General features: G+C 70.0%; 18 protein-coding genes. 13 read left to right on the top strand and 5 right to left on the bottom strand.

What is annotated here, in order from left to right; all coding sequences use genetic code 11:
• Positions 1–211 precede the first annotated feature (211 nt).
• The gene (locus D473_RS0107420) at positions 212–2296 is read right to left on the bottom strand and encodes a prolyl oligopeptidase family serine peptidase (protein ID WP_033352941.1); all 2085 of its coding nucleotides are present in this window, start codon (positions 2294–2296) and stop codon (positions 212–214) included.
• A gap of 315 nt (positions 2297–2611) precedes the next feature.
• Positions 2612–3826 carry an ABC transporter ATP-binding protein gene (locus D473_RS0107415; protein WP_017608447.1) on the bottom strand — a complete coding sequence of 405 codons (1215 nt, stop codon included), beginning with the start codon at positions 3824–3826 and terminating at the stop codon, positions 2612–2614.
• Positions 3827–4424: 598 nt separating this feature from the next.
• Here D473_RS0107415 and lnt point away from each other — a divergent pair.
• Both lnt and D473_RS0107405 read left to right on the top strand, forming a co-directional pair.
• A complete protein-coding gene (lnt, locus tag D473_RS0107410; RefSeq protein WP_017608446.1) occupies positions 4425–6077 on the top strand; it encodes an apolipoprotein N-acyltransferase in 1653 nt (550 codons plus the stop codon).
• 122 nt (positions 6078–6199) lie between these two features.
• On the top strand, positions 6200–6778 hold the full coding sequence (locus D473_RS0107405; RefSeq protein ID WP_017608445.1) for an FxsA family protein: 579 nt from the start codon (positions 6200–6202) through the stop codon (positions 6776–6778).
• A gap of 106 nt (positions 6779–6884) precedes the next feature.
• Here D473_RS0107405 and D473_RS0107400 read toward each other — a convergent pair whose 3' ends face one another.
• The gene (locus D473_RS0107400; RefSeq protein WP_051042997.1) at positions 6885–9359 is read right to left on the bottom strand and encodes an HAD-IC family P-type ATPase; all 2475 of its coding nucleotides are present in this window, start codon (positions 9357–9359) and stop codon (positions 6885–6887) included.
• 327 nt (positions 9360–9686) lie between these two features.
• Between D473_RS0107400 and D473_RS0107395 the strand changes: the two genes are divergently transcribed.
• From D473_RS0107395 to D473_RS0107375, 5 genes are all read left to right on the top strand, one after another.
• Positions 9687–10493, top strand: coding sequence for an NRDE family protein (locus D473_RS0107395; protein WP_017608443.1), 807 nt, complete (start codon positions 9687–9689; stop codon positions 10491–10493).
• A 124-nt stretch (positions 10494–10617) separates the two neighbouring features.
• Positions 10618–10983, top strand: coding sequence for a hypothetical protein (locus D473_RS0107390; RefSeq protein WP_017608442.1), 366 nt, complete (start codon positions 10618–10620; stop codon positions 10981–10983).
• A gap of 216 nt (positions 10984–11199) precedes the next feature.
• Positions 11200–11388, top strand: coding sequence for a hypothetical protein (locus D473_RS0107385; RefSeq protein ID WP_017608441.1), 189 nt, complete (start codon positions 11200–11202; stop codon positions 11386–11388).
• A gap of 143 nt (positions 11389–11531) precedes the next feature.
• The gene (gene mshC / locus D473_RS0107380; protein ID WP_083917925.1) at positions 11532–12758 is read left to right on the top strand and encodes a cysteine--1-D-myo-inosityl 2-amino-2-deoxy-alpha-D-glucopyranoside ligase; all 1227 of its coding nucleotides are present in this window, start codon (positions 11532–11534) and stop codon (positions 12756–12758) included.
• A 136-nt stretch (positions 12759–12894) separates the two neighbouring features.
• Positions 12895–13299 (top strand): ABATE domain-containing protein, encoded by a 405-nt coding sequence (locus D473_RS0107375; RefSeq protein ID WP_017608439.1) that lies wholly within the window; start codon positions 12895–12897, stop codon positions 13297–13299.
• A 15-nt stretch (positions 13300–13314) separates the two neighbouring features.
• Here D473_RS0107375 and D473_RS0107370 read toward each other — a convergent pair whose 3' ends face one another.
• Entirely contained in the window at positions 13315–14475 is a 1161-nt protein-coding gene (locus D473_RS0107370; protein WP_017608438.1) for a glycosyltransferase family 4 protein, read from the bottom strand.
• 239 nt (positions 14476–14714) lie between these two features.
• A complete protein-coding gene (locus D473_RS0107365; protein ID WP_017608437.1) occupies positions 14715–15554 on the bottom strand; it encodes a PAC2 family protein in 840 nt (279 codons plus the stop codon).
• A gap of 292 nt (positions 15555–15846) precedes the next feature.
• Here D473_RS0107365 and metH point away from each other — a divergent pair, with 292 nt between their 5' ends.
• From metH to D473_RS0107335, 6 genes are all read left to right on the top strand, one after another.
• Positions 15847–19320: a methionine synthase gene (gene metH, locus D473_RS0107360; RefSeq protein WP_017608436.1), complete on the top strand. Its 3474-nt coding sequence runs from the start codon at positions 15847–15849 to the stop codon at positions 19318–19320.
• Between the two features lie 198 nt (positions 19321–19518).
• The gene (locus D473_RS0107355) at positions 19519–20226 is read left to right on the top strand and encodes an HAD family hydrolase (protein ID WP_017608435.1); all 708 of its coding nucleotides are present in this window, start codon (positions 19519–19521) and stop codon (positions 20224–20226) included.
• 192 nt (positions 20227–20418) lie between these two features.
• Positions 20419–20910 carry a hypothetical protein gene (locus D473_RS0107350; RefSeq protein ID WP_017608434.1) on the top strand — a complete coding sequence of 164 codons (492 nt, stop codon included), beginning with the start codon at positions 20419–20421 and terminating at the stop codon, positions 20908–20910.
• A gap of 599 nt (positions 20911–21509) precedes the next feature.
• A complete protein-coding gene (locus D473_RS0107345; protein WP_017608433.1) occupies positions 21510–22556 on the top strand; it encodes an ABC transporter permease in 1047 nt (348 codons plus the stop codon).
• A 72-nt stretch (positions 22557–22628) separates the two neighbouring features.
• Entirely contained in the window at positions 22629–24374 is a 1746-nt protein-coding gene (locus D473_RS0107340; RefSeq protein ID WP_017608432.1) for an ABC transporter substrate-binding protein, read from the top strand.
• A 93-nt stretch (positions 24375–24467) separates the two neighbouring features.
• Positions 24468–25481, top strand: coding sequence for an ABC transporter permease (locus D473_RS0107335; protein ID WP_017608431.1), 1014 nt, complete (start codon positions 24468–24470; stop codon positions 25479–25481).
• Positions 25482–25678 lie beyond the last annotated feature (197 nt).

Raw genomic sequence — 25678 nt, 5'->3', positions numbered from 1 at the left:
CCGGGAGTCGGGGGCCCGCCCGACCACGTGGGCCGGGCGGGCACACATCAGATGAAGTCGGAGCTGGAGTCGGTGCCGTCGTTGTCACCACCGGCGGTGACGTCGCGGGAGGTCACCTCCGCCAGGTCCTCGACCTCCACCTCGAAGGGATCCATACGCACCTCTCTTTCTGTTCGCGGTTTCCTCTTGCAACAAGGCCCCCGGTACGCCGTCAGCGTGGTGGGAGCCCCGTCTCGTGGGCCGCGAACGCGTGTGCGTCCGCGGCGAGGGCGACCGCCCGGCTCACCGCACGCGGGCCGTGGCCCACGTCGCGCTCGTAGCGCAGCAGGGCCGTCGGGCGGCCGAGGCCGTCCCCGGTTCCCAGCAGCGCGGCGCACATCTTGCGCGGGTGGGCGGCGTCGGTGCGGGTGTCACCGTCGAACCCGGTCAGCAGCACCCGGGGCAGGACCTGGGCCGAGGAGCGCCGTTCCGGTGCCAGGGCCCGGTGGTAGGGCGAGTAGGACAGCAGCGCCGTGAAATCCTCCGGGTCGGACACGGTGCCGAACTCACGGGTCCACATCCGGCCCAGACCCAGGTGCTCGAACCGGACCATGTCGGCCAGCGGGGCGGAGGCGATCACCGACCCGCACACCCGAGGCCGCGACACCGCCGCCGCCAGGACCAGCAGCCCTCCGGCCGACCCGCCCGACAGGCACAGCTGGGGGCGGGTGCACAACCTCTGCTCCACCAGGGTCTCGGCCGCCGCCACCAGGTCCTCCACCGCGCGGGGTTTGTTGCGCCGGGCCCCGCGCAGATGCCAGGCCCGGCCCGCGTCACCGCCGCCGCGCACGTGCGCCACGGCGTAGCGTCCGCCCGAGAGCAACCACGCCAGGACCGTGGCGCTGAACCCGAACTGGCGCGGGCGGCCGAAACCGCCGTAGGCGTGCAGGATCGTGGGACCGGGGGCGGCGCTCGCCCGCGGCGGGTCGAAGACGGTGACGGGGACCTCGGTGCCGTCCGCGGACCGGCACCACACCACCGAGCGCCGCACTGCCGGTGCGGGCGCGCCGGTGTCGGTGTGCGGGGGCCAGGGGCGCGGTTCCCGGGCCCCCGGCGCCAGGGCCAGGACCCGCTGCTGCGTGGCCACGTCGGCATACCCCAGGAACACGGTGCCGTCCGGCGCGGTCTCGGGCGCGGTGACCATGCCCTCGCCCGGGAGCGAGACGGTGTGCAAGGGGCGGCCCGTGGCAGCCCCATGCACCCGCGCCTCGCTGATGCCCAGGCGGGTGCGCACCACGAGGAGCGCAGGGCCGGGGCAGGTGGCGAAGGCGTCCAGGGTCGCGCCCGGATCCTCGGGGACCACCTCACGCCAGTGCTCCACCCCGGGTTCGTCGGGATCGGCCACACACACCCGGCGCAGGGGCGCATCGAGGGTGGTGCGCAGGTACAGCAGTCCGTCCGGGCCCAGCCGGGCCTCGGTCTCGGCCTCCACCCCGACCTGGACCGGGCGCAGGCGGGGGCGCTCGGGCCGTGCTCTGTCCAGGTCGGCGATCCACAGGTCGGTGCGGTGCCCGGTGCCGTGGCTCTCGGTCACCAGCAGGCGGTGTCCGTCCAGGACCCGCACACCGGGGACGGTCCCGGGGGCGGTGCACGCGTGCACGAGGGCCTCGGTGCCGCACGCGACGCGGCGCAGCCACACACCGCGGGTGCCGTGCTTGTCGTCGCGGCGGACGTAGTAGAAGGCGGGGGAGCTCTCCCGGCCGGGGAGCCAGGCCACGTGGGAGTACCGCACGCCGCGCACCGCGGGGCCGACCCGGGCACCGGTCCGTACACACAGAACCCGCAGCTCCCCGCGCTCCACCCCGCCCGAGGAGGTCTGCACGGCGATGAGGCGGCCCGTGGGGTCGGGTTCCCAGGAATCCAGGGTGGTGCGGCCCGAGGGATCCTGCTGGACCGGGTCGAAGACCACCTGCTCCCCACCGGAACCGTCGGGGTCCAGAGCCACCACACGCGGGTGCTCGTCGCCCGCCCGTCGGACGGTGGTGAAGATCCGTCCGGGCCGGTGGCGCGGGGCCGACCACAGGTCGGTGTGCACCAGGTCCTGGATGTGTTCGCTCAACGGCCGGCGCAACGGCCAGCGCTCGGCCTCGCGGTCGAACTCGGCGTCCCGTTCGGCCAGCCAGCGCCGAGTGGCAGAACTGTCGGCCGACTCCAACCACCGGTAGGGATCGGCGACCTGACGACCGTGCAGGGTGTCGACGGCCGACCCCCGGCCGGGGAAGAGGGCTGCTCCGTGGACTCCTCTGGTAGGCACCATCACATATTTGAGGTGTCCGGAGCCGGGGGTCAATGCACAGGTTCCTCACTCCAGGGAACCCGATTGTCACGGGCAGGGAAGGTTTACCCGGCGGATCTGCTGGCAGGAGCTTTGCACCGAAAGATGCTCGACCGGAAAAGGCCAACGCCCCGGAGCACGGTGTACGGGGCCGTCTTACCTCCCCAGAGGGAACAGGGCCCTCAGCCATGTGAGGGACCCGACCCTTGTGGAAGGGGACGCCCTGTGCCCTCACCGGTGGCTCGGCGGGCACAGGGCCTTCCCGTGATTGTCGGGCGTCCCCGGCGCGGCCGGGGCTCAGGCCTTGCCGTGGCCGATGGCCAAGCCGCTGTCCTGATCGAAGAAGTGCAGTTGGCTCACGTCCACCGACAGGCGCATCGAAGCACCGGGGGTGACGTTGCTGCGCGGGCTCACACGCGCGGTGAACTGCGAACTGTCCGAGCCCAGCGGCAGGGCGCCCTCACCGTCGCCCTCGTCGCCGGCCGCGTCCTTGGCCAGTGCGGCGGCGTCCTCGTGGCGCACCGGGGGAGCGTCCACACCGAAGATGACGTTGATCTCGGTGCCCAATTCCTCGGTGATCTTCGCGGTGACGTCGATGCGGGGTTCGTCGCTGCTGCTGAACTCGGCGTCGTTGAAGTCCGAGGGGCGGATGCCCAGGATCACCGAACTGCCGATGTAGTCGCGCAGCCCGGGGCGGGCGTCGAGGAGCTCGGCGGAGACCGGCAGGGAGTGCTCGGCGAACTTCAGGGCCGCGCCCTTGCCATCGCTCTCCAGGCGCGCATCCACGAAGTTCATCGCCGGTGAGCCGATGAAGCCGGCCACGAACAGGTTGACCGGCGAGTCGAACAGGCGCTTGGGGGTGTCGACCTGCTGCAGGCGCCCGTCGCGCAGCACCGCGACCCGGTCGCCCAGGGTCATGGCCTCGACCTGGTCGTGGGTGACGTAGACGGTGGTCACGCCCAGGCGCTCGTGCAGCTGGTTGAGGGAAGCGCGCATCTGCACACGCAGCTTCGCGTCCAGGTTGGACAGCGGCTCGTCCATGAGGAACGCGCGCGGCTCGCGCACGATGGCCCGGCCCATCGCCACACGCTGGCGCTGACCACCGGAGAGCGCACCCGGCTTGCGCTTGAGGTAGGGGTCCAGGCCCAGCATCGAGGAGGCATCCTTGACCCGGCGCGCGATCTCGGACTTGGCGACCTTGCGCAGCTTCAGACCGAAGGCGAGGTTCTGCTCCACCGTCATGTGCGGGTAGAGCGCGTAGTTCTGGAAGACCATCGCGATGTCGCGGTCCTTGGGGGGACGGTCGTTGACGACCTCGTCGCCGATCGCCAGCGTGCCCGCGGTGATCTCCTCCAGACCCGCGATCATCCGCAGCGCGGTGGACTTGCCGCAACCCGAGGGGCCCACCAGGACCATGAACTCGCCGTCCTCGATGCGCAGGTCGAGGTCGTCGACGGCCTTGACCTCACCTCCGTAGACCTTGTCGACACCGTCCAGAACGATCTCGGCCATAGGGGTTCGCTCCTGTTCTCCGCGGTGGGGACGGTGGAGCGGGCCCTCGTTGTTGATCGGGCAGCTCCAGCCATCGCTTTTGAAGTTGATCGAAAAAGCGGTAATTACTGATCACATCAGACACGATCCTGATCGAAATGTCTATAGGAGATGCAGGATCGATCTGCTGAACCCCAGGTCACCCAACTGGCGTGCATACGGCAGGTGCGTTAGCCTGTCCGACGGTTCGCCCCGTTCTTCCCGCCCTCCACTCGGCCGCACGGCCGCGACACGGCTTTGCGAGTTGAGCCACCGGGTCGGGGAGTCTGGGTAACCTGACGACCAGTCCAGCACTGGACGGACCGGTTCTGCGGCCCCCGCTCGTCCGATCGGATGCTGCACCACGTGCCAGGTGCGGTTGGGATCGGGTGAGGGGCGGAGTACCGCGACCGGGCGGGGGGTTGGACCCGGAAAAGGCCCGAACATCCAGTAGACAACGGTTTTCCGAGCTCGCCGCCGACGGGACGGAGCCGGTCCGAAGGGTGGCTCGGGCCTTTTCCGCGTCCCCCCATATGCTGGTCGGCGAACCATCTCCGCCGGCCGAAAGCGAGCGCGACACGTGGTCGCCGAACACACCGGGTCCGACAGCGACCGCGAGACCGAACCCCCCACGGTCGAATGCGCTCCAGGGACCGCACGACCCGCCTCGGGCACCTTCTTCCTCCGCGGCCACCGTTGGGGCCGCCACGACCTCCTGTGGCGTGTGGCCGCCGCCCTCGGATCCGGCCTGGCCCAACTCCTGGCCCTGCCGCCGTACGGCCTGTGGTGGCTCGGTCCGCTCAGCGCCGCCCTGCTGTTCTTCGCCGTGGCCGGGGGCCGCCCGCGCCGCGCCGCCTGGCTGGGCGTCCTCGCCGGCGCCGCACTCATGGTTCCGCTGGTGAGATGGCAGGACATCTTCGGTGTCGACGTATGGCTGGCCATCGCCGGCGCCGAGACCGTCTACTTCATCCCCTTGGCCATCGCTCTGGCACTGGTCGGACGGGTGCCCGGTTGGCCCGTGTGGACCGCCGCCCTGTGGGTGGCCCAGGAGGCGGTCCGCGCGCGTTGGCCCCTGGGCGGCTTCCCCTGGGGCAAGCTCGCCTTCGCCCAGCCCGACACCGCCTTCTCCGGGTACGCCGCCCTGGGCTCCTCAGCGCTGGTCTCCTTCGCCGTCGCCCTCACCGGCGCACTCCTGCTGTGGACGCTCCTGCGCACCGTCGCCGCCCGCGGCCGCACCCGCCTGTTCACCGGCGGGACCGGTCTGGTCCTCACCGCAGCGATCGTGGCCGGGGGAGTGTCGGCCCCAGCGATCGGTCGACCCGCCGCCGACGAACAGGTCACCGTCGGCATGGTCCAGGGCGACGTCCCCAACGTCGGAGAGATGTCGGTGGTCGGCGAACGCATGCAGGTGCTGGAGAACCACGCCGCGGGGGTACACGAACTGGCCGAGGACGTCCGCGAGGGATCGGTGCCCGAACCCGACATGGTGCTGCTGCCCGAGAACGCCAGCGACATCGACCCCTTCCGCGACCCCGCCGCCCGCGAGATCATCGACGAGGCCGCCGCCGACATCGGCGTGCCCCTGCTGTGGGGCCTCAGCCGTTTCAACGACGACGGCACCCGCTACGTGCAGAGTGTGGTCTGGGACCCCGAGGACGGCCCCGGCGAGCACTACGACAAGCGCTACCTCGTGCCCTTCGGCGAGTACGTCCCCTACCGCGACTTCTTCACCCGGTTCGTCGAGCGCCTCGGACAGGTCAGCTCCGACGCGCTGCCCGGCAGCGAGCCCGGGGACCTCGACGTCGCCGGGACCACCCTGGCCGTGGGGATCTGCTTCGACGTGGCCTTCGACCGTCCTGTACGCGAGGCCGTGGACGCCGGCGGGCAGATCATCGTGGTCCCCACCAACAACGCGAACTACAACTTCACCGGCCAGTCCGACCAGCAGCTGGCCATCACCCAACTGCGCGCCGTCGAGCACGGCCGTCCTGCGGTGGTCGCCAGCACCAGCGGCATCAGTGCCGTCGTCGGACCCGACGGCACCGCCACCTACCGTTCGCCCGAAGCAGAACCCGACGTCCACGTCGCCGAGGTCACCGCCATGGACGGTCCCACCCTCGCCACCCGTCTGGGCGCCGGCCCCGAATGGGTCCTGACCGGCCTGGGCCTGGCCGCTGTGGCCGGGGCCCTCGTGCTCACCCGCCGCCGCGACCGTGCCGGTACCGGGGGCTGAGCCGACCCCCGTACCCGTGCCCCGAACGGGTAAGGCCCCCGATGAGGGAACCTTGAGCGGTTCGGGAGCGTTCTTCCCGCAGGAGGTCCTCCCGGCCCCACCGATGATTGGATGGATTCGCGATGCCGCTGTTGACAGTGCTGGCACTCATGGCACTGCCCTTCCTCGAAGTGTGGCTGATGATCGTGGTCGGCGGATCGATCGGTGTGCCGTGGACCCTGGCCGCACTCGTGTCCCTGATGGTCCTGGGGGTGGCCGTGCTGCGCCGGGCCGGCACCAAGGCCTTCCGTGACGCCGACGAGGCCATGCGCACCGGACAACAGCCCCGTGGCGGAGTGCTCGACCCCCTCATGCTCATGGCCGGGGGCATCCTGCTGGCGATCCCCGGATTCCTCACTGCCGCTCTCGGACTCCTGCTGGCCCTGCCCTTCACCCGCCCGCTCCTGCGCTGGGTGTTCGTGGGCTGGGCCGAACGCCGCATGCGCAAGATGCAGGACCGTATGGAGGAGCGCATGGCCGACCACGGCATGCGGGTGCCCAACCAGGCCCCCGGAAGCCCCTTCGGCGCCACGGCCGGCTCCGACCCCTCCGGTGCCCGCACCGGCGGCCGTGCCGAGGACCCGGGCGGGGAAGCGCCCCACTCCCGGGGACGCACCATCCAGGGCCACTTCGAACCGGTCGAGGACGAGGACAAGAACTGACCACCGCATCTCCCGGGGAGGCGCGCCCCCGGGCCACGACGGGCCCGCCGCGGACATCGATCCGCGGCGGGCCCGTTCGCGCGGGGCCGCACGGCCCCGGTGCGCCTCACACCCGCTCGGCGGTGGCCCCGGCCTCCTGGCCGTCGGCCTCGCGCTGCGTCTCCGCCCGTGCGGTCATCCGGTCGTCGACCACCCGCACCACCGTGATCGCAGCGATCGCCACACCCGCCACCGACAGTGCGGTCAGGATCTCGGCCGGTCGGCTCACGTCCAGGGCGAAGAACCACTGGCCCAGCGGGGTCACCATGGCCAGGGTCAACAGACCCGCCATCGAAGCCACCAGCAGCACCTTCCACCACACGTAAGGCTTGGCCACCAGCAGAAGCACCCACAGCGTCGTCGCGCACAGCGTGATGACCACGGCCGTGCGGTCGGAGTCGGTGGGCACGGTCTGCTGGCCCAGCACCAGCAGGTAGGTCGTCACCGCAGCCAGACCCGCGATCGCCCCCGAGGGGATCGCCAGCCGGAGCGTGCGCGTGACGAACCCGGGCCGGGCCGGATCGGTGTTGGGCGCCAGCGCCAGGAAGAACGACGGGATCCCGAACGTGACCGCGTTGATGAGCGTGGCGTGCCGCGGGAAGAGCGGGTACGACACCGCCAACAACCCCACCACGGACGCCAGGACCATCGTGTAGACCGTCTTGGTCAGGAACAGGCTCGCCACCCGCTCGATGTTGCCGATGACCCGGCGCCCCTCGGCCACCACCCGGGGCAGCGCCGCGAAACGGTTGTCCAGCAACACCAACTGCGCCACCGACCGCGAGGCCGGGCTGCCCGAACCCATCGCCACGCCGATGTCGGACTCCTTGAGCGCCAGCACGTCGTTGACACCGTCACCGGTCATCGCCACCGTGTGCCCCCGGTCGCGCAGCCCGCCCACCATCTCGCGCTTGCGCTCAGGGGTGACCCGGCCGAAGGCGGAACCCTCCTGCACCCGCCGGGCGAGCTGGTCCGGGTCCTCGGGCAGATCACGGGCGTCCACCGGATCCTCGGCCCCGGGCAGCTCCACCTCGCGCCCGACCGCGCCGACCGATGCGGCATGGTCGCCCGAGACGATCTTGACGTCCACACCCTGCCCGGAGAAGTAGTCCAGGGTCGAGGCCGCGTCCCGGCGCACCTTCTGGTCCAGCACGACCAACGCCACCGGGTGCACAGGACCGGGTGCCGCATCGGCGTCCACCCGTACCGCCGACCGCGCCAGCAGCAGCACACGCAGCCCCTGCTCACTCAGGCGGGCCGCTTCCCGGGCCGCCGGGTCGCCCGGGTCGGCGAGCACATCGGTGGCGCCCAGCACCCAGTGCCGCTCGCCCTCGGGGGTGTGTATGCTCGCCCCGCTCCACTTGCGCGCGGAGGAGAACGGCGCGACCGCCGTGACCGTCCAGTCCGGGACCTGTCGGACCGAGGCCGCAGAGCCCTGCGCGATGGCGGCCATGCTCGCGTTGTGGGCCGGATCGGAGGCCGCCAGCGCAGCCAGCACCGCTGAGGGGTCGTCGGCCGGGCCACCCTCGTGTCCGCCCAGATCACGGATCTCGGCCAGCTTCATGCCGACCTCGGTCAGGGTGCCGGTCTTGTCGGTGCACACCACGTCGACCCGGGCCAGACCCTCGATCGCCGGCAGCTCCTGCACCAGGCACTTGTGTTTGCCCAGCCGCACCACACCGACCGCGAAGGCGATACTCGTCAGCAGGATCAGCCCCTCGGGGATCATCGACACCAGCGCCGCCACCATGCCGCGCAGTGCGTCCGCCAACGGTCCGCTCATCTGCCCGTCCGCCGAGGAGGCCTCCATGGACACGTGCCCGCCCATGAACAGCTGGCTGTAGATCAGCAGCGCCCCGATCGGGAACATGGCGTAGGTGATCCACGTCAGCATGCGGTCGATACCCGAACGCAGCTCCGACCGGACCAGGGAGAACCGGCTCGCCTCCTCGGCCAGGCGCGCCGCGTAGGCGTGCCGCCCCACCTTCGTCGCACGGAACCGTCCGGTGCCCGCCACGACGAAACTGCCCGACATCACGGTGTCGCCGGCTTCCTTGACCACCGGGTCGGCCTCACCGGTCAGCAGCGACTCGTCGACCTCCAGGCCGCCCGACCAGGTCAGGAGGCCGTCGACGACGATCTGGTCGCCGATCCCCACCTCCAGGACCTCGTCGAGCACGATGTCCTGGGTGGCCACCTCCACCGTGGTGCCCTCGCGTACCACCCGCGGCCGGGCGGCGTTGACGATGGCGAGCTCGTCCAGGGTCCGTTTGGCCCGCAGCTCCTGCACGATGCCGATCAGCGTGTTGATGAGGATGACCATCGCGAACAGGCCGTCCTGTACGGGCCCGATCACCGCGATGATGGTGAACAGCACCGCGATCATCGCGTTGATGCGGGTGAAGACGTTGCCGCGCACGATCTGGCCCACCGACCGGCTGGCCCGCACGGGCACGTCGTTGGTCCGGCCGGCGGCGACACGGTCGGCCACCTCGGTCTCGCTCAACCCCGGTTCGGGCGGTGGGCCGGTCGGATACGACATCTGCGGCACCGAGGGCGGATCGGCCACGGTACGCAACGATCCGGAGGTCCCCGCTCGCCCCGTGCTCGGGGCACTCTCGTCGCGGTCGTGATGTTCGGGCACGCGCACTCCCGGGTGGCTACGAGCTGAAGGAGGTCCGGGGGCGGTGGTCTCCGCCGGTGGGGGAACCGGTCGGCTTCCGCCCCATGACGCATGGGTCACAAGGGTAGGGGACCGTTCCCGAAGCCTGAGCCAGAACGGCCCCTGTCACCGGAGCCCGTGTACCGCTGCACGCACAGGGGGGGACCGGGAGGGCCGAGGGCGGCGCCGTGGTCGTAGAGTAGGGCCATGTGCACCGTCGTCGTCGGTTTCGATCCCCAGGCGCACACACCCCTGGTGGTGGTCGCCCTCCGGGACGAGATCCGCTCGCGCCCCTGGGACCGCCCGGCCCGCCACTGGCCCGACCGGCCCGGTCTCGTCGGCGGACGCGACCGGCTCGCCGACGGCACCTGGCTGGCGGTGGACGCCGCGCGTTCGCGCACGGCCGCCCTGCTCAACGGATGGCCCTGGGACGGCAGCATGCCCTGGGAGAGGCCCTACCCGGCCAGCCGCGGCGACCTGCCCCTGCAAGCCCTCTCCCATCAGGGGCGCAACCCCCTCCAGGGCCAGGACCTGACCCGCTACGCGCCCTTCCACCTGATCGACGCCGATCCCTACCGCGCCATCCTGCACAGCTGGGACGGGCGCTGTCTGGACACACGCCCCTTGCCCGTGGGTGTCAGCACCGTCGTCAACACCGGCCTCGACCCGGCCGACCCGCGCTCGGCGCGCCACACCCCCGAGTTCGCCGCCGTCCGCCCCGACCCCGAAGACCTGGCCGGCCTCCACGGCCCGGAGAGCATCTGGGGCGCCTGGCCCGGCCTCGTCACCCGGGCCGCCCACGAGCGCACCCGCTCGGCCGGCACCGACGACAGCGGCGATCCCTCCGGCCTCATCGCCCACGCCGATCTGGGGGAGGGCCAGGTCTGGGCCACGGGCTCGGTCACCCTCGTGGCGGCCGACCGCGAGACCGTCCGCTATGCCTTCACCTCCGAGCCGGCCGACCCCGCGGCCTGGGAGATGATCGACGTGCAACGCCGCGCCGGTCACCGCTGAAAGCGGGCCGAAGGTCTTGTGTAGGCGCCATGGGAGACGGTGAGGTGAACGCGGAGGCGAGGACGTGCGTCAGAACGCATGACCCCGCTTCGGCGGACCGAACCCGACCTGTGAGGAGAAGCCCGTGAGCGCCGAACCCGTCCGCGACCAGCAGACCGTAGTCGTCGCTTCTTCCGACCCCGCCGACCTGACCGGACGATGGGTCTACCTGCGTGACACCGGCGCCGGGATACTCACCGGCGCCACCCGTACCCCCGCGGGCCGCTGGCACTGGAGCCTGCACACCCCCGAGGGCGAGGTCGAAGGCACCGGGTTCCCGCACGCGGCCCCGCTGAGCCGCCACGCTCTGCCGCGCACCCGACGCGCCCGCCACCACCTGCGGGCCCTGCGCGCGGACCTGGCCGAGTACGCCCCCGAGGCCGTCGCCGAACGCGCACGTGTGGAGCACGACCTCGACCTGCTCGACCTCGAACTGGCCGCTCAGTCCTGAACATCCTGCCACCGGGGCGGTCCGGCGCGCCGCGCCCGGTGGTGGCGGCCCACCTCCAGGGCCACCCGGGACCACACCCCGCACACCTGTGAGAGGCCACGCATAAGGACCGCGTAAACCCTGTGAGTGAGCGCCGCGTCTCCACGTGCGACGGAACCGCCGTCGACATGCGCGGGACACGCGCACCATCACGTGTCACACCTGCAGGGGAAGACCATGGACGGCAGACACGGCGCACTCCTGGAGAACGGGGCCTACTGGCTCCTCTACGTGGTCTCCGTCAGCGGTGCGCTCCTGCACTGGCGCTCGGACAATGCGGTCCTGGCGGTCCTGTGCGGCTGCGTCGCCGTGGTCGGTGCCCTGCTCGTCGCACGCGCCCACACCCGGTTGCTCGCCCACGGCTGAGCCCCGCGAAAGACAGCACCGAAAAGCGGCCCAACCCCACTGTCCGAGCGCTTATTCCCAAGGCCCTCTGGGGTGAACATCACCGGTTCGGTGCGCTCGACCCAGGGGGTGTGCCCGGTGCGCGGGCGGATAGGATTTCGGACATGCGTTCATGGTCTGCGCCTGACATCGTCCCCCTGCCTGGTAACGGCGGTCCCCTCCGACTCCACGACACCGCGAGCGACCGTGTCGTGACCACGGAGCCCGGTCCCCGGGCGGGGATGTACGCCTGCGGCATCACCCCCTACGACGCCGCGCATCTGGGTCACGCCTTCACCTACCTGGCCTTCGACCTGGTCAACAGGGTCTGGCGCGACGCCGGGCACGACGTCGATTACGTGCAGAACACCACCGACATCGACGATCCCCTCCTGGAGCGCGCGAACGCCACGGGGGAGGACTGGCGCGACCTGGCCCACCGGGAGATCGACGTCTTCCGCGCCGACATGGCCGCCCTGCGTGTACTGCCGCCCTCCTCCTACGTGGGTGTGGTCGAGTCGGTCGGCCTCATCGGCGAGCTGGCCGCCCGCCTGCGCGACACCGGCTCCACCTACGATCTCGACGGCGACCTGTACTTCTCGGCCGCCGATGCCCCGCGGCTCGGCGAGATCGGCCACATGGACCGCGCCGAGATGCTCGAGCTCTTCGGTGAGCGCGGCGGCGACCCGGAGCGTCCTGGGAAGAAGGACCCGCTCGACTGGCTGCTCTGGCGCGCCGAGCGCCCTGGCGAGCCCGCCTGGGACAGCCCGCTGGGCCGCGGCCGCCCCGGCTGGCACATCGAGTGCAGTGCCATCGCCCTGGACCGCCTCGGTCCCGCCTTCGACCTCAACGGCGGCGGCAGCGATCTCATCTTCCCCCACCACGAGATGGGCGCCGCCGAGACCCGGTGTGCCACGGGAGGCCCCAACGCCCACGCCCACCTGCATGTGGGCATGGTCGGCCTCCACGGCGAGAAGATGTCCAAGTCCCAGGGCAACCTCGTCTTCGTCTCCAAGCTGCGCCAGGAAGGCGTGGACCCGGCGGTCATCCGCCTGGCCATGCTCGAGCACCACTACCGCACCTCCTGGGACTGGACGGAGGATGAGGTCCCCCGAGCCGCTGCCCGCGCCGATCGCTGGCGCTCGGCCCTGGCCCTGGGCACCGGCCCCGAGGCCGAGCCCGTCCTGGCCGCCGTGCGTGCGGCCCTGGCCCAGGACCTGGATTCCCCGGCAGCGCTCCGCGCCGTCGACGCCTGGGCGGAGGCGGCTCTCACCCAGGGCGGGACCGACGGTGGAGCGCCCGGTCTGGTGCGTGCCACCGTCGATACCCTCCTGGGCGTGGACCTGAGCTGAGCAGGACCCGCGCGAACACGTCATTGCGGCCCGTTCGGGAGGAAACATCCCGAACGGGCCGATTCATGTGGCCGACTGCGGTCACGAGTTGCTCCGTTGTCCTGATCTCCGTGTCCGTCCATGGTGGGATGAGGGCATGAACACCCCCACACAGCACAGCACCGCCGCCGCTCTCGTCTCGGACTTCCTCACGGGCGAGGCATTCGGGGACCGGGCCGACCTCGCGCGCTTCCTGAGGGAGCACCGGCTGGTCACCGAGGGCGCCATCCCGATCACCCTTGCCGACCTCGACGAGGCCGTCGTGCTCCGGGAAGGGCTGCGCGAGGCCCTGCGCGGGCCCGACGGCGACGACGAGGCCGTGGCCCGGGGCCAGAAGGTCCTGGACGGCCTGCGAGTGACCGTCCGAATGATGCCCGAACCCGAGGCGGCCGGCCACCTGGCACCCGCCGTGGTCGACGAGGTCCGGCGCGGCCTGGCCCGCGTTGCCGGGGCCTGGGCCACCGTCCTGGCCACGGGGGAGTGGCGGCACTTGCGGGGTTAGGCGCCGCGCCCGGGGTCAGGGTCGGAGACTGCCCAGGAAGTTCTCCCAGCGCCGCGTGATGTCGTCGAGGCCGTAGCGTGCCGATGAGGCCAACGCGTTCTCACCCATCCGCTCGCGCTCCTGGGCGTCCTCCACCAGGGACAACAGGGTCCCGCCCAGGGCATCGACGTCCTGGGCGGGAACCAGCAGGCCGTCGTGGCCGTGTTCGATGATCTCACGGGGCCCGTGCGGACAGTCGAAACTGACCACCGGCACCCCCACGGAGAAGGCCTCCACGATGGTCATGCCGAAGCCCTCCACACGAGAGCTGATGGCCAGGAGCGAGGCCTTCGACAAGGCACCGAGCACGTCCTTGGTCTGGCCCATCAGCTCGACGCTGTCCTCCAGCCCCAGCTCGGTCACGGTGCTGCGGATCTTCTTCTCGTGGTCGCCGGAACCGTAGATGCGCAGCCGCCACTGCGGGTGCTTCTCCGCCACCTGGGTGAAGGCCCGCAGGAGCTTCGGATACTGCTTGACGGGGGACAGGCGCCCGGCCGCGGCGATGACCGGCTCGCTCAGCGTCGAACGCGGCCGCTGCCCGGCGTCCAACGGGTTGGGCATGACCACCAGCCGGTCCTCCGGCACCCGGGTGCGCTCGGCGTAGGCCTGCCGGTCGGGCTCGGTGAGCACGCTCACCCCGTCCAGGCGCGGGTACAGGCGGGCGATCGCCTCGGCCACCTCCGGCTTGTGCTCGTTCAGGTTCAGGTGTTCCTGCCCGACGGTGCGCAGGCGCTTGGGTGCCCAGGAGGCGATGAGCAGGTTGATGCCCGGTCGGGTGCCCATGACCACGTCGGCGTCGGTGGTGCGCAGGTACCGGTGCAGCGCCGCCATGGCCCCGGGGGAGTAGTTCCGGTTGCGCGCGCGTTCGGCCTCGGGAACGATCTGCTCGGCCTTGCGCGACCACCAGAACCGCGCCAACCCGCCCGGCCCGTCCACGACCTCGGCCCCCGTACGGCTGTCGCTCAGAGGCAGGAGCCGAACCCCCGCGGGGAGCCGGAAGAAGGGGTTCTCACGTTTACGTGAGAGGCTGACGATCTCCACCTCATGGGAGCGCGCCAACCCTTCCGCGAGATTGTAAACAGTACGAACGGTCCCACCCATGGTGTACCCGTTCGCGATGACGAAGGCGATCTTCACGCCGGCCCCCGGCCACGCCCCTCGCGGTGGGGCGGGTCATCAGTCCTGGCTCCCGAGGCCGGTCCATGCGGAGCGGGATGCGCGGCCGACATGATCCCCGTCCACACGTCGGCGTCGCGCTGATGGCCCGTTTCCTCGGTCCGCGAGCTCCGGCCGAGACTATCTAGGACAGATAAAGTGCGCATAATACTCCGGTCCGGGCATGCCTCACGCAGGCCGGCCCGAGCCCCGTTCCGGCCTCAGCTCTCGTCGCGGCGGCGCAGGTAACGCTCGAACTCCTGTGCGATCGCGTCCCCGGACGCCTCCGGGAGATCGGCGGTGTCCTTGGCTTCCTCCAAGCCGCGCACGTAGGCCGAGATCTCCTCGTCCTCGGCGGTGAGTTCGTCGACGTTGGACTCCCAGGAGACCGCCTCCTCCGGCAGATCTCCCAGGGGCACCTGCACACCGGAGAAGTCCTCCACCCACGCCAGCAACGCCAGGGCCGCCTTCGGGCACGGCGGCTGCGCCACGTAGTGGGGAACGGCCGCCCACAGCGAGACCGTCTCCAGCCCTGCCCGGGCGAAGGCCTGGTGCACCACGCCCAGGATCCCCGTGGGGCCCGAATAGGTGGCCGCGTCCAGGCCGTGCTCCGTGCCCAGCTCCACCGGCGCGGCCATCCCGGTGACCGGCACGGGCCTGGTGTGCGGGGCGTCCGCCAGGAGCGAACCCAGCATCACCACGCGTGCCACGCCCAGCTCACGGGCGATCGCCAACAGGTCGGCGGCGTAGGAACGCCACCGCACGTTCGGTTCGGGGCCGTCGACCAGTACGACGTCCCGCCCCGCGCCGGGCGGGGAGGCCAGCCGCACACGGGTGGTGGGCCATTCGATCTCCTCGATGGTCCCGTCCACGACCGACAGCTGTGGCCGTGCCACCTGGAAGTCGTAGTAGTCGTCAGGGGTCAGCGCACACAGACGGTGCGCTTCCCACTGGCTCGACAAGTGCTCCACGGCCAGGCTCGCGGCCTCGCCGGCGTCGTTCCAACCCTCGAACGCCACCACCATGACAGGCTCGACAAGCTCTCGGACGAGCTTGATCATCGTGGCCCCTTTCCTGCGCGCGGACCAGTCCACTCTATGGGTTGGCGCGCGTCCCGGGAAACCGTTCCACGCACACGGTGCGAAGGCCGCATCCGGTGCGGTGCGGGCGACCCGTCCCGGGTGCCGTGACACCCGATGGAGTACGCTCACCGCGGCGGTGAAACGGACATAACTTGACCTTTCGTCGCAGACCATCATCGACCCGCACCATGCGCCACAGGCCCGGCTCAGCGCCGCGCATCAGGGGGCCGCCCTGGGGCACTGTGGTGCCAGGGAGCTAGAGTTGCCGAATATGAGAGATCGCCTGACTTTCCGTGAAGTCCTGAACGAACGTGTCATCGTCGCGGACGGAGCGATGGGCACGATGCTCCAGGAGTACGATCTCGACCTCGACCAGTTCGAAGGTCACGAGGGCTGCAACGACATCCTCAACATCACCCGTCCCGACATCGTCCGCGAGACCCATGCCGCCTTTCTTGCCGTGGGTACGGACTGCATCGGTACGAACACGTTCTCCGCGAACTACGGAGGACTTGTCGAATACGGCATCGAGGACCGCAGCCACGAGATCGCCGAGGCCGGAGCCCGGATCGCCCGAGAGGTGGCAGACGCCTACTCCACCCCCGACCATCCGCGCTACGTCCTGGGCTCCATGGGCCCGGGGACCCGTCTGCCGACCCTGGGGCACGTCTCCTACGCCCACCTGCGCCACTACTACGAGCAGTCCGCGTTGGGCCTGATCAGCGGCGGCTCCGACGCCATCCTGATCGAGACCAGCCAGGACCTGCTCCAGATCAAGGCCGCCGTGGTCGGCACCCAGCGCGCCAAGAAGAGCCTGGGCAAGAACATCCCGATCATCGCCCAGGTCGCCATCGAGCAGAACGGCGCCATGCTCATGGGCTCGGAGATCGGCGCCGCGCTGACCTCCCTGGAACCGCTGGGCATCGACATCATCGGGATCAACTGCTCCACCGGCCCGGCCGAGATGAGCGAGCACCTGCGCTACCTGTCGCAGCACGCACGCGTGCCCATCTCCTGCATGCCCAACGCCGGCCTGCCCCAGATCGGGCCCAAGGGTGCGGAGTACACCCTCACCGCGGACGAACTGGCCGATGCCCACGACACCTTCACCGGCGAGTTCGGGCTGAGCCTGGTCGGCGGCTGCTGCGGCACCACCCCCGAGCACCTGCGCAAGGTGGTCGAGCGGGTGCAGGGCCGCCAGGTCAAGGAACGCAACCCCCTGGCCGAGCCCGCGCTCTCGTCCCTGTACCAGAGCGTGCCCTTCCGCCAGGACGCCAGTTACCTGGCCGTGGGTGAGCGCACCAACTCCAACGGGTCCAAGAAGTTCCGCGAGGCGATGCTCGCCGAGGACTGGGACGCCTGCGTGGAGATCGCCCGCGACCAGATCAGCGACGGCGCCCATCTGCTCGACCTCAACGTCGACTACGTGGGACGCGACGGTGCCGCCGACATGCACGAGCTGGCCTCGCGCTTCTCCACCTCCTCCACGCTGCCGATCATGCTCGACTCCACCGAGCCGGCAGTCCTGGAGGCCGGCCTGGAAGCGCTCGGCGGCCGCGCGATCATCAACTCCGTCAACTACGAGGACGGCGTCGGTCCCGACTCGCGTTTCTCCCGCATCATGAGCCTGGCCTCCGAGCACGGTGCCGCTCTGGTCGGCCTGTGCATCGACGAGGAGGGCCAGGCCCGCAACGCCGACTGGAAGCTGAGGGTGGCCACCCGGCTGATCGAACAGCTCACCGGCGAGTGGGGGATGCGCACCGGTGACATCGTCATCGACTGCTTGACCTTCCCCATCACCACCGGGCAGGAGGAGACCCGCCGCGACGCCATCGAGACCCTCGAGGCCATCCGCCGGCTCAAGGAGCGCTTCCCCGAGGTGCAGACCACCCTGGGTCTGTCCAACCTGTCCTTCGGTATCAACCCGGCCGCCCGTATCGTCCTCAACTCGGTGTTCCTGCACGAGGCGACCAAGGTCGGACTGGACTCGGCGATCGTGCACGCGTCCAAGATCCTGCCGATCAACCAGATCCCCGAGGACCAGGTCAAGATGGCCCTCGACATGATCTACGACCGCCGCACCGAGGACTACGATCCTCTCGGTGAGTTCATCGACATGTTCCAGGGCGTGGACGCCGCCGCCATGAAGGCCTCCCGCGCCGACCAGCTCGCCGAGCTGCCCCTGTGGGAGCGCCTCGAGCAGCGCATCATCGACGGCGAGGCCGGCGGGATGGAGGAGGACCTGCAGGAGGCCCTGGTCGAGAAGACCGCCCTGCAGATCGTCAACGACCACTTGCTGGCCGGGATGAAGACCGTGGGTGAGCTGTTCGGTTCCGGACAGATGCAGCTGCCCTTCGTCCTGAAGTCCGCCGAGGTCATGAAGAGCGCCGTCGCCCACCTCGAACCGCACATGGAGAAGAGCGACGACGACGGCAAGGGGCGCATCCTCCTGGCCACCGTCAAGGGCGACGTCCACGACATCGGCAAGAACCTCGTGGACATCATCCTGTCCAACAACGGCTACGACGTCGTCAACATCGGCACCAAGCAGCCGGTCAACACCATCCTGGAGAGCGCCGAGACCGAGCGCGCCGACGTCATCGGCATGTCCGGCCTGCTGGTCAAGTCCACGGTGATCATGAGGGAGAACCTCGAGGAGATGAACGCCCGGGGCATCTCCGAGAAGTACCCCGTCCTGCTGGGCGGGGCCGCTCTGACGCGCTCCTTCGTCGAGCAGGACCTGGCCGACCTCTTCGACGGAGAGGTCCGCTACGCCAAGGACGCGTTCGAGGGCCTGAGCCTCATGGACGCCATGATGGCCGTCAAGCGCGGGGAGGAAGGCGCCAAGCTTCCCGAACTGCGCGGACGCAAGGTCAAACGCGGCGCCACCTTGGATGTCACCGCGCCCGAGGACATGCCCGCGCGCAGTGACGTGGCCACCGACAACCCCGTGCCCGAGCCGCCGTTCTGGGGTTCGCGCATCAGCAAGGGCATCCCGCTGGCCGACTACACCTCGTTCCTCGACGAGCGTGCCGTCTTCATGGGCCAGTGGGGCCTCAAGGGCGCCCGCGGCGGCAACGGTCCCACCTACCAGGAGCTGGTGGAGTCCGAGGGCCGTCCCCGCATGCGGAGCTGGCTGGACCGCATCCGCACCGACGGTCTCCTAGAGGCCGCGGTCGTGCACGGTTACTTCCCCTGCTACAGCGAGGGCGACGACCTCGTGATCCTGGACGAGGACGGGCGCACCGAGCGTGAGCGCTTCAGCTTCCCGCGCCAGCGCCGCGACCGCCACCTCTGCCTCGCCGACTTCTACCGGCCCAAGGAGTCCGGTGAGCTCGACGTGGCCACCTTCCAGGTCGTGACCGTGGGCTCGGGCATCAGCCAGGCCACCGCCGAGCTGTTCGAGAAGAACGCCTACCGCGACTACCTGGAGCTGCACGGGCTCTCGGTCCAGCTCACCGAGGCACTCGCCGAGTACTGGCACACCCGGGTGCGCGCCGAGCTGGGCTTCGCGGGCGACGACCCCGCCGAGCTCGACGCGTTCTTCAAGCTCGGTTACCGGGGCGCGCGCTTCTCCCTGGGCTACGGGGCCTGCCCCGAGCTGGAGGACCGCGCCAAGATCATGCGGCTGCTGGAGCCCGAACGGGTCGGGGTGAAGCTCTCGGAGGAGTTCCAGCTCGTCCCCGAGCAGGCCACTGACGCGATCGTGATCCACCACCCGGAGGCGACCTACTTCAACGTCTGACCGGACCACGCGTCCGCGACGGGGTCCCCGGCATGCCCGGGGACCCCGTCGTACGTGCGGCACACCCGCACGGGCCGCCCGGGTGTGGGGCAGGTCGCCGAGCCCGTGTCCGTACCGTGGAAAGAACGTTCCCGACACACGAGGGGAGACCGCGGTGCCTCCGTCCCGGATCGGGAGGGCGGGGCCGCCGTAGCACCTATGAGCGAACAGAGCACCCTGAGCCCGCACCCCGCGGGGTCCACACCCGAGCGCCGTCTGCAGGCCGTCCTGCTGGACATGGACGGCACCCTCATCGAGAGCGAAGGGTTGTGGAACGAGGCCGAAGCAGACCTGGTCGCCGAACTGGGCGGCCGCTGGACCGACGAGGACCACGAGCGCAACGTCGGCAGCGCGGCCGTACCGGTGGGCCGCTACATCATCGAGCTGACCGGGGCCCACCACCTCACCCCGCGCGAGGTGGCCACCATGCTCTACACACGTTTTCGCAGCAAACTCGTCGGCGGGGCCGAGGTGCGCCCCGGCGCGGCAGAGCTGGTGCGTGTGCTCGCAGGTTCGGAGGTCCCGGTGGTGCTGGTGACCTCCACCGAACGCGAGCTCATCGACACGGCGCTGGCCCGCATCGGCCTGGAGCTGTTCGACGACTCCGTGGCCGGCGACGAGGTCGGCGCGAACAAACCCCATCCGGACCCGTACCTGACCGCTGCCCGGCGCCTGGGCGTGGACCCGTCCCGGTGCGTGGCCGTGGAGGACTCCGCGGTGGGTGTGGCCTCGGCGGCCGACGCCGGGTGCGTGACCGTGGCCGTGCCCCACCACGTGCAGATCCCGCCGCGTGAGGGTGTGATCGTGCGCGAGAGCCTGGTCGGCGTGGACCTGGACTGGTTGGAATCGCTGGTCGCCCTGGACTGATCCGGTGACGCCGCGCCCGGACGGTGCCGGAGACGGGGGCCGCGGCAGGGCCGGGCCCCGGGGCGGCGGTGGGTAACGTGGAGAGCGCTCCGGACCCGGCGCCGGTTCGGGGCAGGACTCGGGGAACCCTCCGGGATCGACCGGATGTGAGCGCGGGCGCCGGATGGGAGACTGGTTGTCATGAACTCGAATATGGCGACACTCGGTCTGGCCCTGGGAGCCGCACTCGCACTGGTGGGCTTCGTCATCGCGTTCTTCCTCTGGCGCAGGAAGGGCGCGGCCCACGGCCTGAGGGCGCTGGCCTGGGCGCTGGTCCCGCTCGCCGCGGGGCTGTTGGGGCTGATGCACTCGGTGGTCGTGTTCGTCTCCAGCCTGTTCACCATCGTGGCGACGATGGTCTTCAACCCGATCGTGTGGGCCGGTACCGCCCTGGCCGGTCTGGCGGTACTGCTCTACTTCGTCTCCGGTTTCATGAAGGCCAGAGGCGTGGGTGTCAAGGCGGGCGCGGCCAAGGGAACCTCCGGCGAGGGTGCCCGGGAGACCGAGGGCTCCCCGGCCCCGTCACAGGTCGGCGGTGGACAGAGCGCCCAGCAGGGCTCGGGCGGGTCCGAGGCGGCCGGCGGGGGAGACGACACGGACTTCGGCGACATCGAGGATCTGTTGAAGAAGCGCGGCATCGAGTAGAGGCTTTCCTCCCGGCCCTGAAGGACCGGGTCTTTGCGCCGACCATTCGATGGCCCGGGGCCAACCAGGGCGGCGGTCCCCGCGTGAGCGGGGGCCGTCGCTTTTCGTGTGCCGGTGGTGGCTCTGCGTCGCACAGCACTTGCCATGGCCCAGGGCCGGGGTGCTGATGCCAGCCCTGCTGGGGGAGCGTAGGTTTCACCTGAGGCCGCCTTCTCGCGGCCTGACGAAGGTCATCCGATGAATGCGCAGTCTGGCCGTGTTTGGCGAGTTTTATAACTTTTTGGATTATTTGTCACGATTTCGCTACATGGTCAGAATTTGGGCGATTCGCGTGCTGAGGGCCAGTAAATTTGTCGCTGTGTAGCAGCCAGGGCGGACGCGAGCGCGGCCGTGTTCAGTTCCCTCCGTGATCCGGAACCCGGCCCGTCCGCGAACGGCGCGCGATGGTTACCCCCTCCTGCGCCCGAGCAACGCCCACCCCAGCCAGTGTCGAGACCCGGCCGGCAGCCGTAAGGCCCCTCACGGACCTCCTCGAGGTGCCCTTACAGGTGTGTGTCACCGGCTCGTCCGGAAGCGTAAGAGTGGAGAGTGGTGGCCTGATGAGCGCGCGCTCACGTGCCCCTGAGTCGGCGGAGCAGCCCGAGAGCCCCGCCGCCGCCGACCCCGGCGCGAAGGCTCCCGGTCAGCGCAGCGGCCCGGACAACCGGTCCCTGAAGCAGATCGCCTGGCAGCGTCTGCGCCGCGACAAGGTCGCCATGGTCTCCGGCATCGTGGTCGTCCTGCTCATTCTCGCCGCGGCCCTGGCACCGCTGCTGACCAAGTGGTTCGGATACCCGCCCACCCAGTTCCACCAGGAACTCATCGACCCGGTCCGCCGTGTGCCCTACGTCGACCCCGACAACCCCGGCCTCGGTACCGACCCCTGGGGTGCGATGAACTCGGACCACCTGTTGGGCGTGGAACCCACCACCGGGCGCGACCTGTTCAGCCGCATCGTCCACGGCGCGCAGATCTCCCTGCTCGTGGCCTTCCTGTCCACCCTGGTGTGCGTGGCCCTGGGAACCGTCATGGGCATCATCGCCGGCTACGTCGGTGGTTGGGTCGACACCATCATCAGCCGCGCCATGGACATCTTCCTGGCCTTCCCCCTGATGCTCTTCGCCATCGCCCTGGTCGGCGTCATCCCCGACGGCGCCTTCGGCCTGCAGGGCAACGGGCTGCGCATCGGGGTCATCGTCTTCATTATCGGTTTCTTCAACTGGCCCTACATCGCCCGCATCGTGCGCGGCCAGACCCTGGCCCTGCGCGAACGCGAGTTCGTCGAGGCCTCCCGCAGCCTCGGCGCGAGCACCGGGCACATCCTCGTGCGCGAGATCCTGCCCAACCTGGTGACGCCGATCATCGTCTACGCGACGCTTCTGATCCCCACCAACATCCTCTTCGAAGCAGCACTGAGCTTCCTCGGGGTCGGGATCAATCCGCCCACCCCCAGCTGGGGCAAGATGCTCTCCGAAGCGGTGCCGCTCTACCAGCAGGCCCCGTACTTCATCATCGTCCCCGGCCTGGCGATCTTCATCACCGTGCTGGCGTTCAACCTGTTCGGCGACGGACTCCGCGACGCCTTCGACCCCAAGACCTCGGACTGACGTCCCGGCCCCCGCCCGGGGCAGGGCCTGGTCCGGGCTCACCCAATCCCCTTGTTTCAGAGAGGTAGTCCCTTGAGGAAACGCACCCTCGGATTCGTCGCGGTCGGCGCGACGGCATCCTTGCTCCTGAGCGCCTGTGGCGGTGCCGCGACCGAAGGCGGAGACAGCGGAGCCGAGTTCGACCTGGGCTCGACGGAGGTCGTCAACCCCTCCGAGGAGCAGGGAGGCACCCTGCGCTACGCGATGGAGGCCGACTTCGACTCCACCGACCCGGGCGACACCTACTACGCCTTCAGCTGGAACTTCTCCCGCTACTTCGCCCGGACCCTGCTCAACTTCGATACCGAGCCCGGTGAAGCCGGCAACGAGCTGACGACCGACCTCGCGGTCGACTTCCCCGAGCCCAACGACGACTTCACCGAGTGGACGATCCAGATCCAGGACGGCCTCAAGTACGAGGACGGCACCGAGATCGTCGCCGAGCACATCAAGTACGCCATCGCCCGGTCCAACTTCGGTGGCGGCACGCTCTCGCACGGCCCGGACTTCTTCAACCAGTTCCTCGACCAGGACGACATCAACGTCTACGAGAACGGTGACGACCCCCTCGCGGGCTTCGACTCCATCGAGACCCCGGACGAGCACACCCTGGTCTTCCACCTCAAGGACTCCTTCTCGGAGTTCCCCTACATCCTGACCCAGCTGCAGACCGCCCCCGTGCCGCCCGAGGCCGACCGCGGCGAGCTCTACAGTGAGAACGTGCTCTCCTCGGGCCCCTACAAGTTCGACGGCTCCTACGAGCCCGGCGTGGGTCTGGACCTGGAGCGCAACGAGGAGTGGGACCCCGACTCCGACCCGATCCGTCCGGCCCTTCCGGACCGTGTCGAGGTCGAGCTCGGCGTCAGCAAGGACGAGGTCGACGAGCGCCTCACCAACGGTGAGCTCGACGTCGACCTGGAGTCCAACGGTGTGGGCACCTCCATGTACGGCCGCCTCGTCGACGACGAATCGGCCCAGGCGAATCTGGACAACCCGTACGCCGGGTCCCTGCGCTACGTCAACCTCCACACCCCGGTCATCGACGACCTGGCCTGCCGCCAGGCCATCATGTACGCGGCCGACCGCGACAGCCTGCACCGCGCCTGGGGCGGGGAGATGGGCGGCGACCTCGCCACCAGCCTGCTCCTGCCCGACCTTGCCGGGGCCGACCCCGACCTGGACCTGTACCCCTCCGAGGACAACACCGGTGACCTCGACGCCGCCGAGGGCAAGCTCGAGGAGTGCGGCGAGGAGGACGGCTTCAGCACCACCATCGCCGTCCGCGACACCAGCGAGCGCGACATCGACACGGCCGAGTCCCTCCAGGAGTCCCTGGGCCGCGTGGGCATCGAGATCGAGATCGAGCAGTACCCGGCCGCCCAGTTCTTCGGCCAGTACGCCGGTTCCCAGGACTTCGTCCGTGAGAACGAGATCGGCATGAGCGTCTCCGGCTGGGGTGCCGACTGGCCCACCGGTTACGGCTTCGCCAACGCCATCACCCACGGCGAGAACATCCAGGAGACCGGTAACTACAACACCGCCGAACTGGACGACCCCGAGGTCAACGAGCTCTGGGACCGGACGCTGACCACCGAGGACCCGGACGAGCGCGCCGATATCTACGGCCAGATCGAGCAGCTGGTCATGGAGAACGCGGTGATCCTGCCGGCCGTCTTCGACCGGTCGCTGTACTACCGTCCCGACGACCTCACCAACGCCTACTTCCACCCCGCGTTCATGGGCTACGACTTCATGGCCCTGGGCGTGGATCGGGACTAGGCGTCCAAGACCAGCCTGAACTAGTACGAGAAGGCAGGTGAAGGCGGCGGGGACCGCGGGTTCGTCCCCGCGGGTACCCCGCCGCCGTCCGCGATGCTGACCTACATCCTCCGGCGCCTCGGAGCGGGGCTGCTGCTGCTCACCGTCGTCACGATGGTGACCTTCTGGATCTTCTACGTCCTGCCCCGCTGGGCAGGAGTCACCCCGCAGGGCATGGCGGCCATGTACGTGGGGCGTGCGCCGACCCCGGAGGCGCTCGAGGCCACTGTCGACCGCCTGGGACTGGACCAGCCCGTCGCCGTGCAGTTCATCGAGTTCATGCGCAACCTCCTTCTCGGCCAGGAGTACACCTTCGGTCACGAGACGGTGGAGTGTGCCGCTCCCTGCCTGGGCTACTCCTTCATCACCAACACCCCGGTCCTGCCGCAGATCATGGACCGGCTTCCCGTCACCATGTCCCTGGCCGTGGGCGCGGCCATCCTCTGGGTCATCGGCGGTGTCACCGTCGGTGTGCTGTCCGCGGTCAAGAAGGGCAGCATCTTCGACCGCATCGCCATGTCCACCGCTCTGGTGGGCGTGTCCATGCCCATCTACTTCACGGGTCTGCTGGCGCTGGCCTTCCTGGTCCACCAGTGGGGCCTGTTCCCGGTCTCGCGCTACGTGCCCTTCACCGAGGACCCGGTCGCCTGGTTCCAGGTGATGCTGCTGCCCTGGATCACCCTGGCGTTCCTGCACGCGGCGCAGTACGCACGCCAGACCCGGGCCGGCATGCTCGAGACCCTCAACGAGGACTACATCCGCACCGCGCGCGCCAAGGGCCTCAGCGAACGCAAGGTCATCTTCAAGCACGCCCTGCGCCCCACCCTCACCCCCATCGTGACCATCCTGGGCCTGGACATCGGACTGGTCATGGGTGGTGCGATCCTCACCGAGAAGGTCTTCTCCCTCAACGGTGTCGGTGCCTTCGCCATCGACGCGATCGTCAGCAACGACCTGCCCGTCGTCATCGGCGTGACCTTGCTCGGCGCGATCTTCGTCGTCGTCTGCAACCTGGTCGTGGACCTGCTCTACCCGGTCCTCGACCCGCGTGTGCGCATCACCGCCTGACCGCCGGGCGCGAACCGCCCTGCTCCTCCCGGCCGGGGTGCACGACCCCGGCCCCCGACTCCCGTCTCGAACGAAGGAAACGTGACATGGCCTCGACCGGACCGGAAACGACCGCCACAGGCGCCGTCGTGCGCGTGGACGACTTGCGGGTGACCTTTCCGATCATGGATGCCGAGGACGTCCATGCGGTTCGGGGG

It is taken from the genome of Nocardiopsis xinjiangensis YIM 90004 (assembly GCF_000341145.1).
Classification (GTDB): domain Bacteria; phylum Actinomycetota; class Actinomycetes; order Streptosporangiales; family Streptosporangiaceae; genus Nocardiopsis; species Nocardiopsis xinjiangensis.
This window is presented reverse-complemented; position numbering and strand designations above follow the sequence as displayed.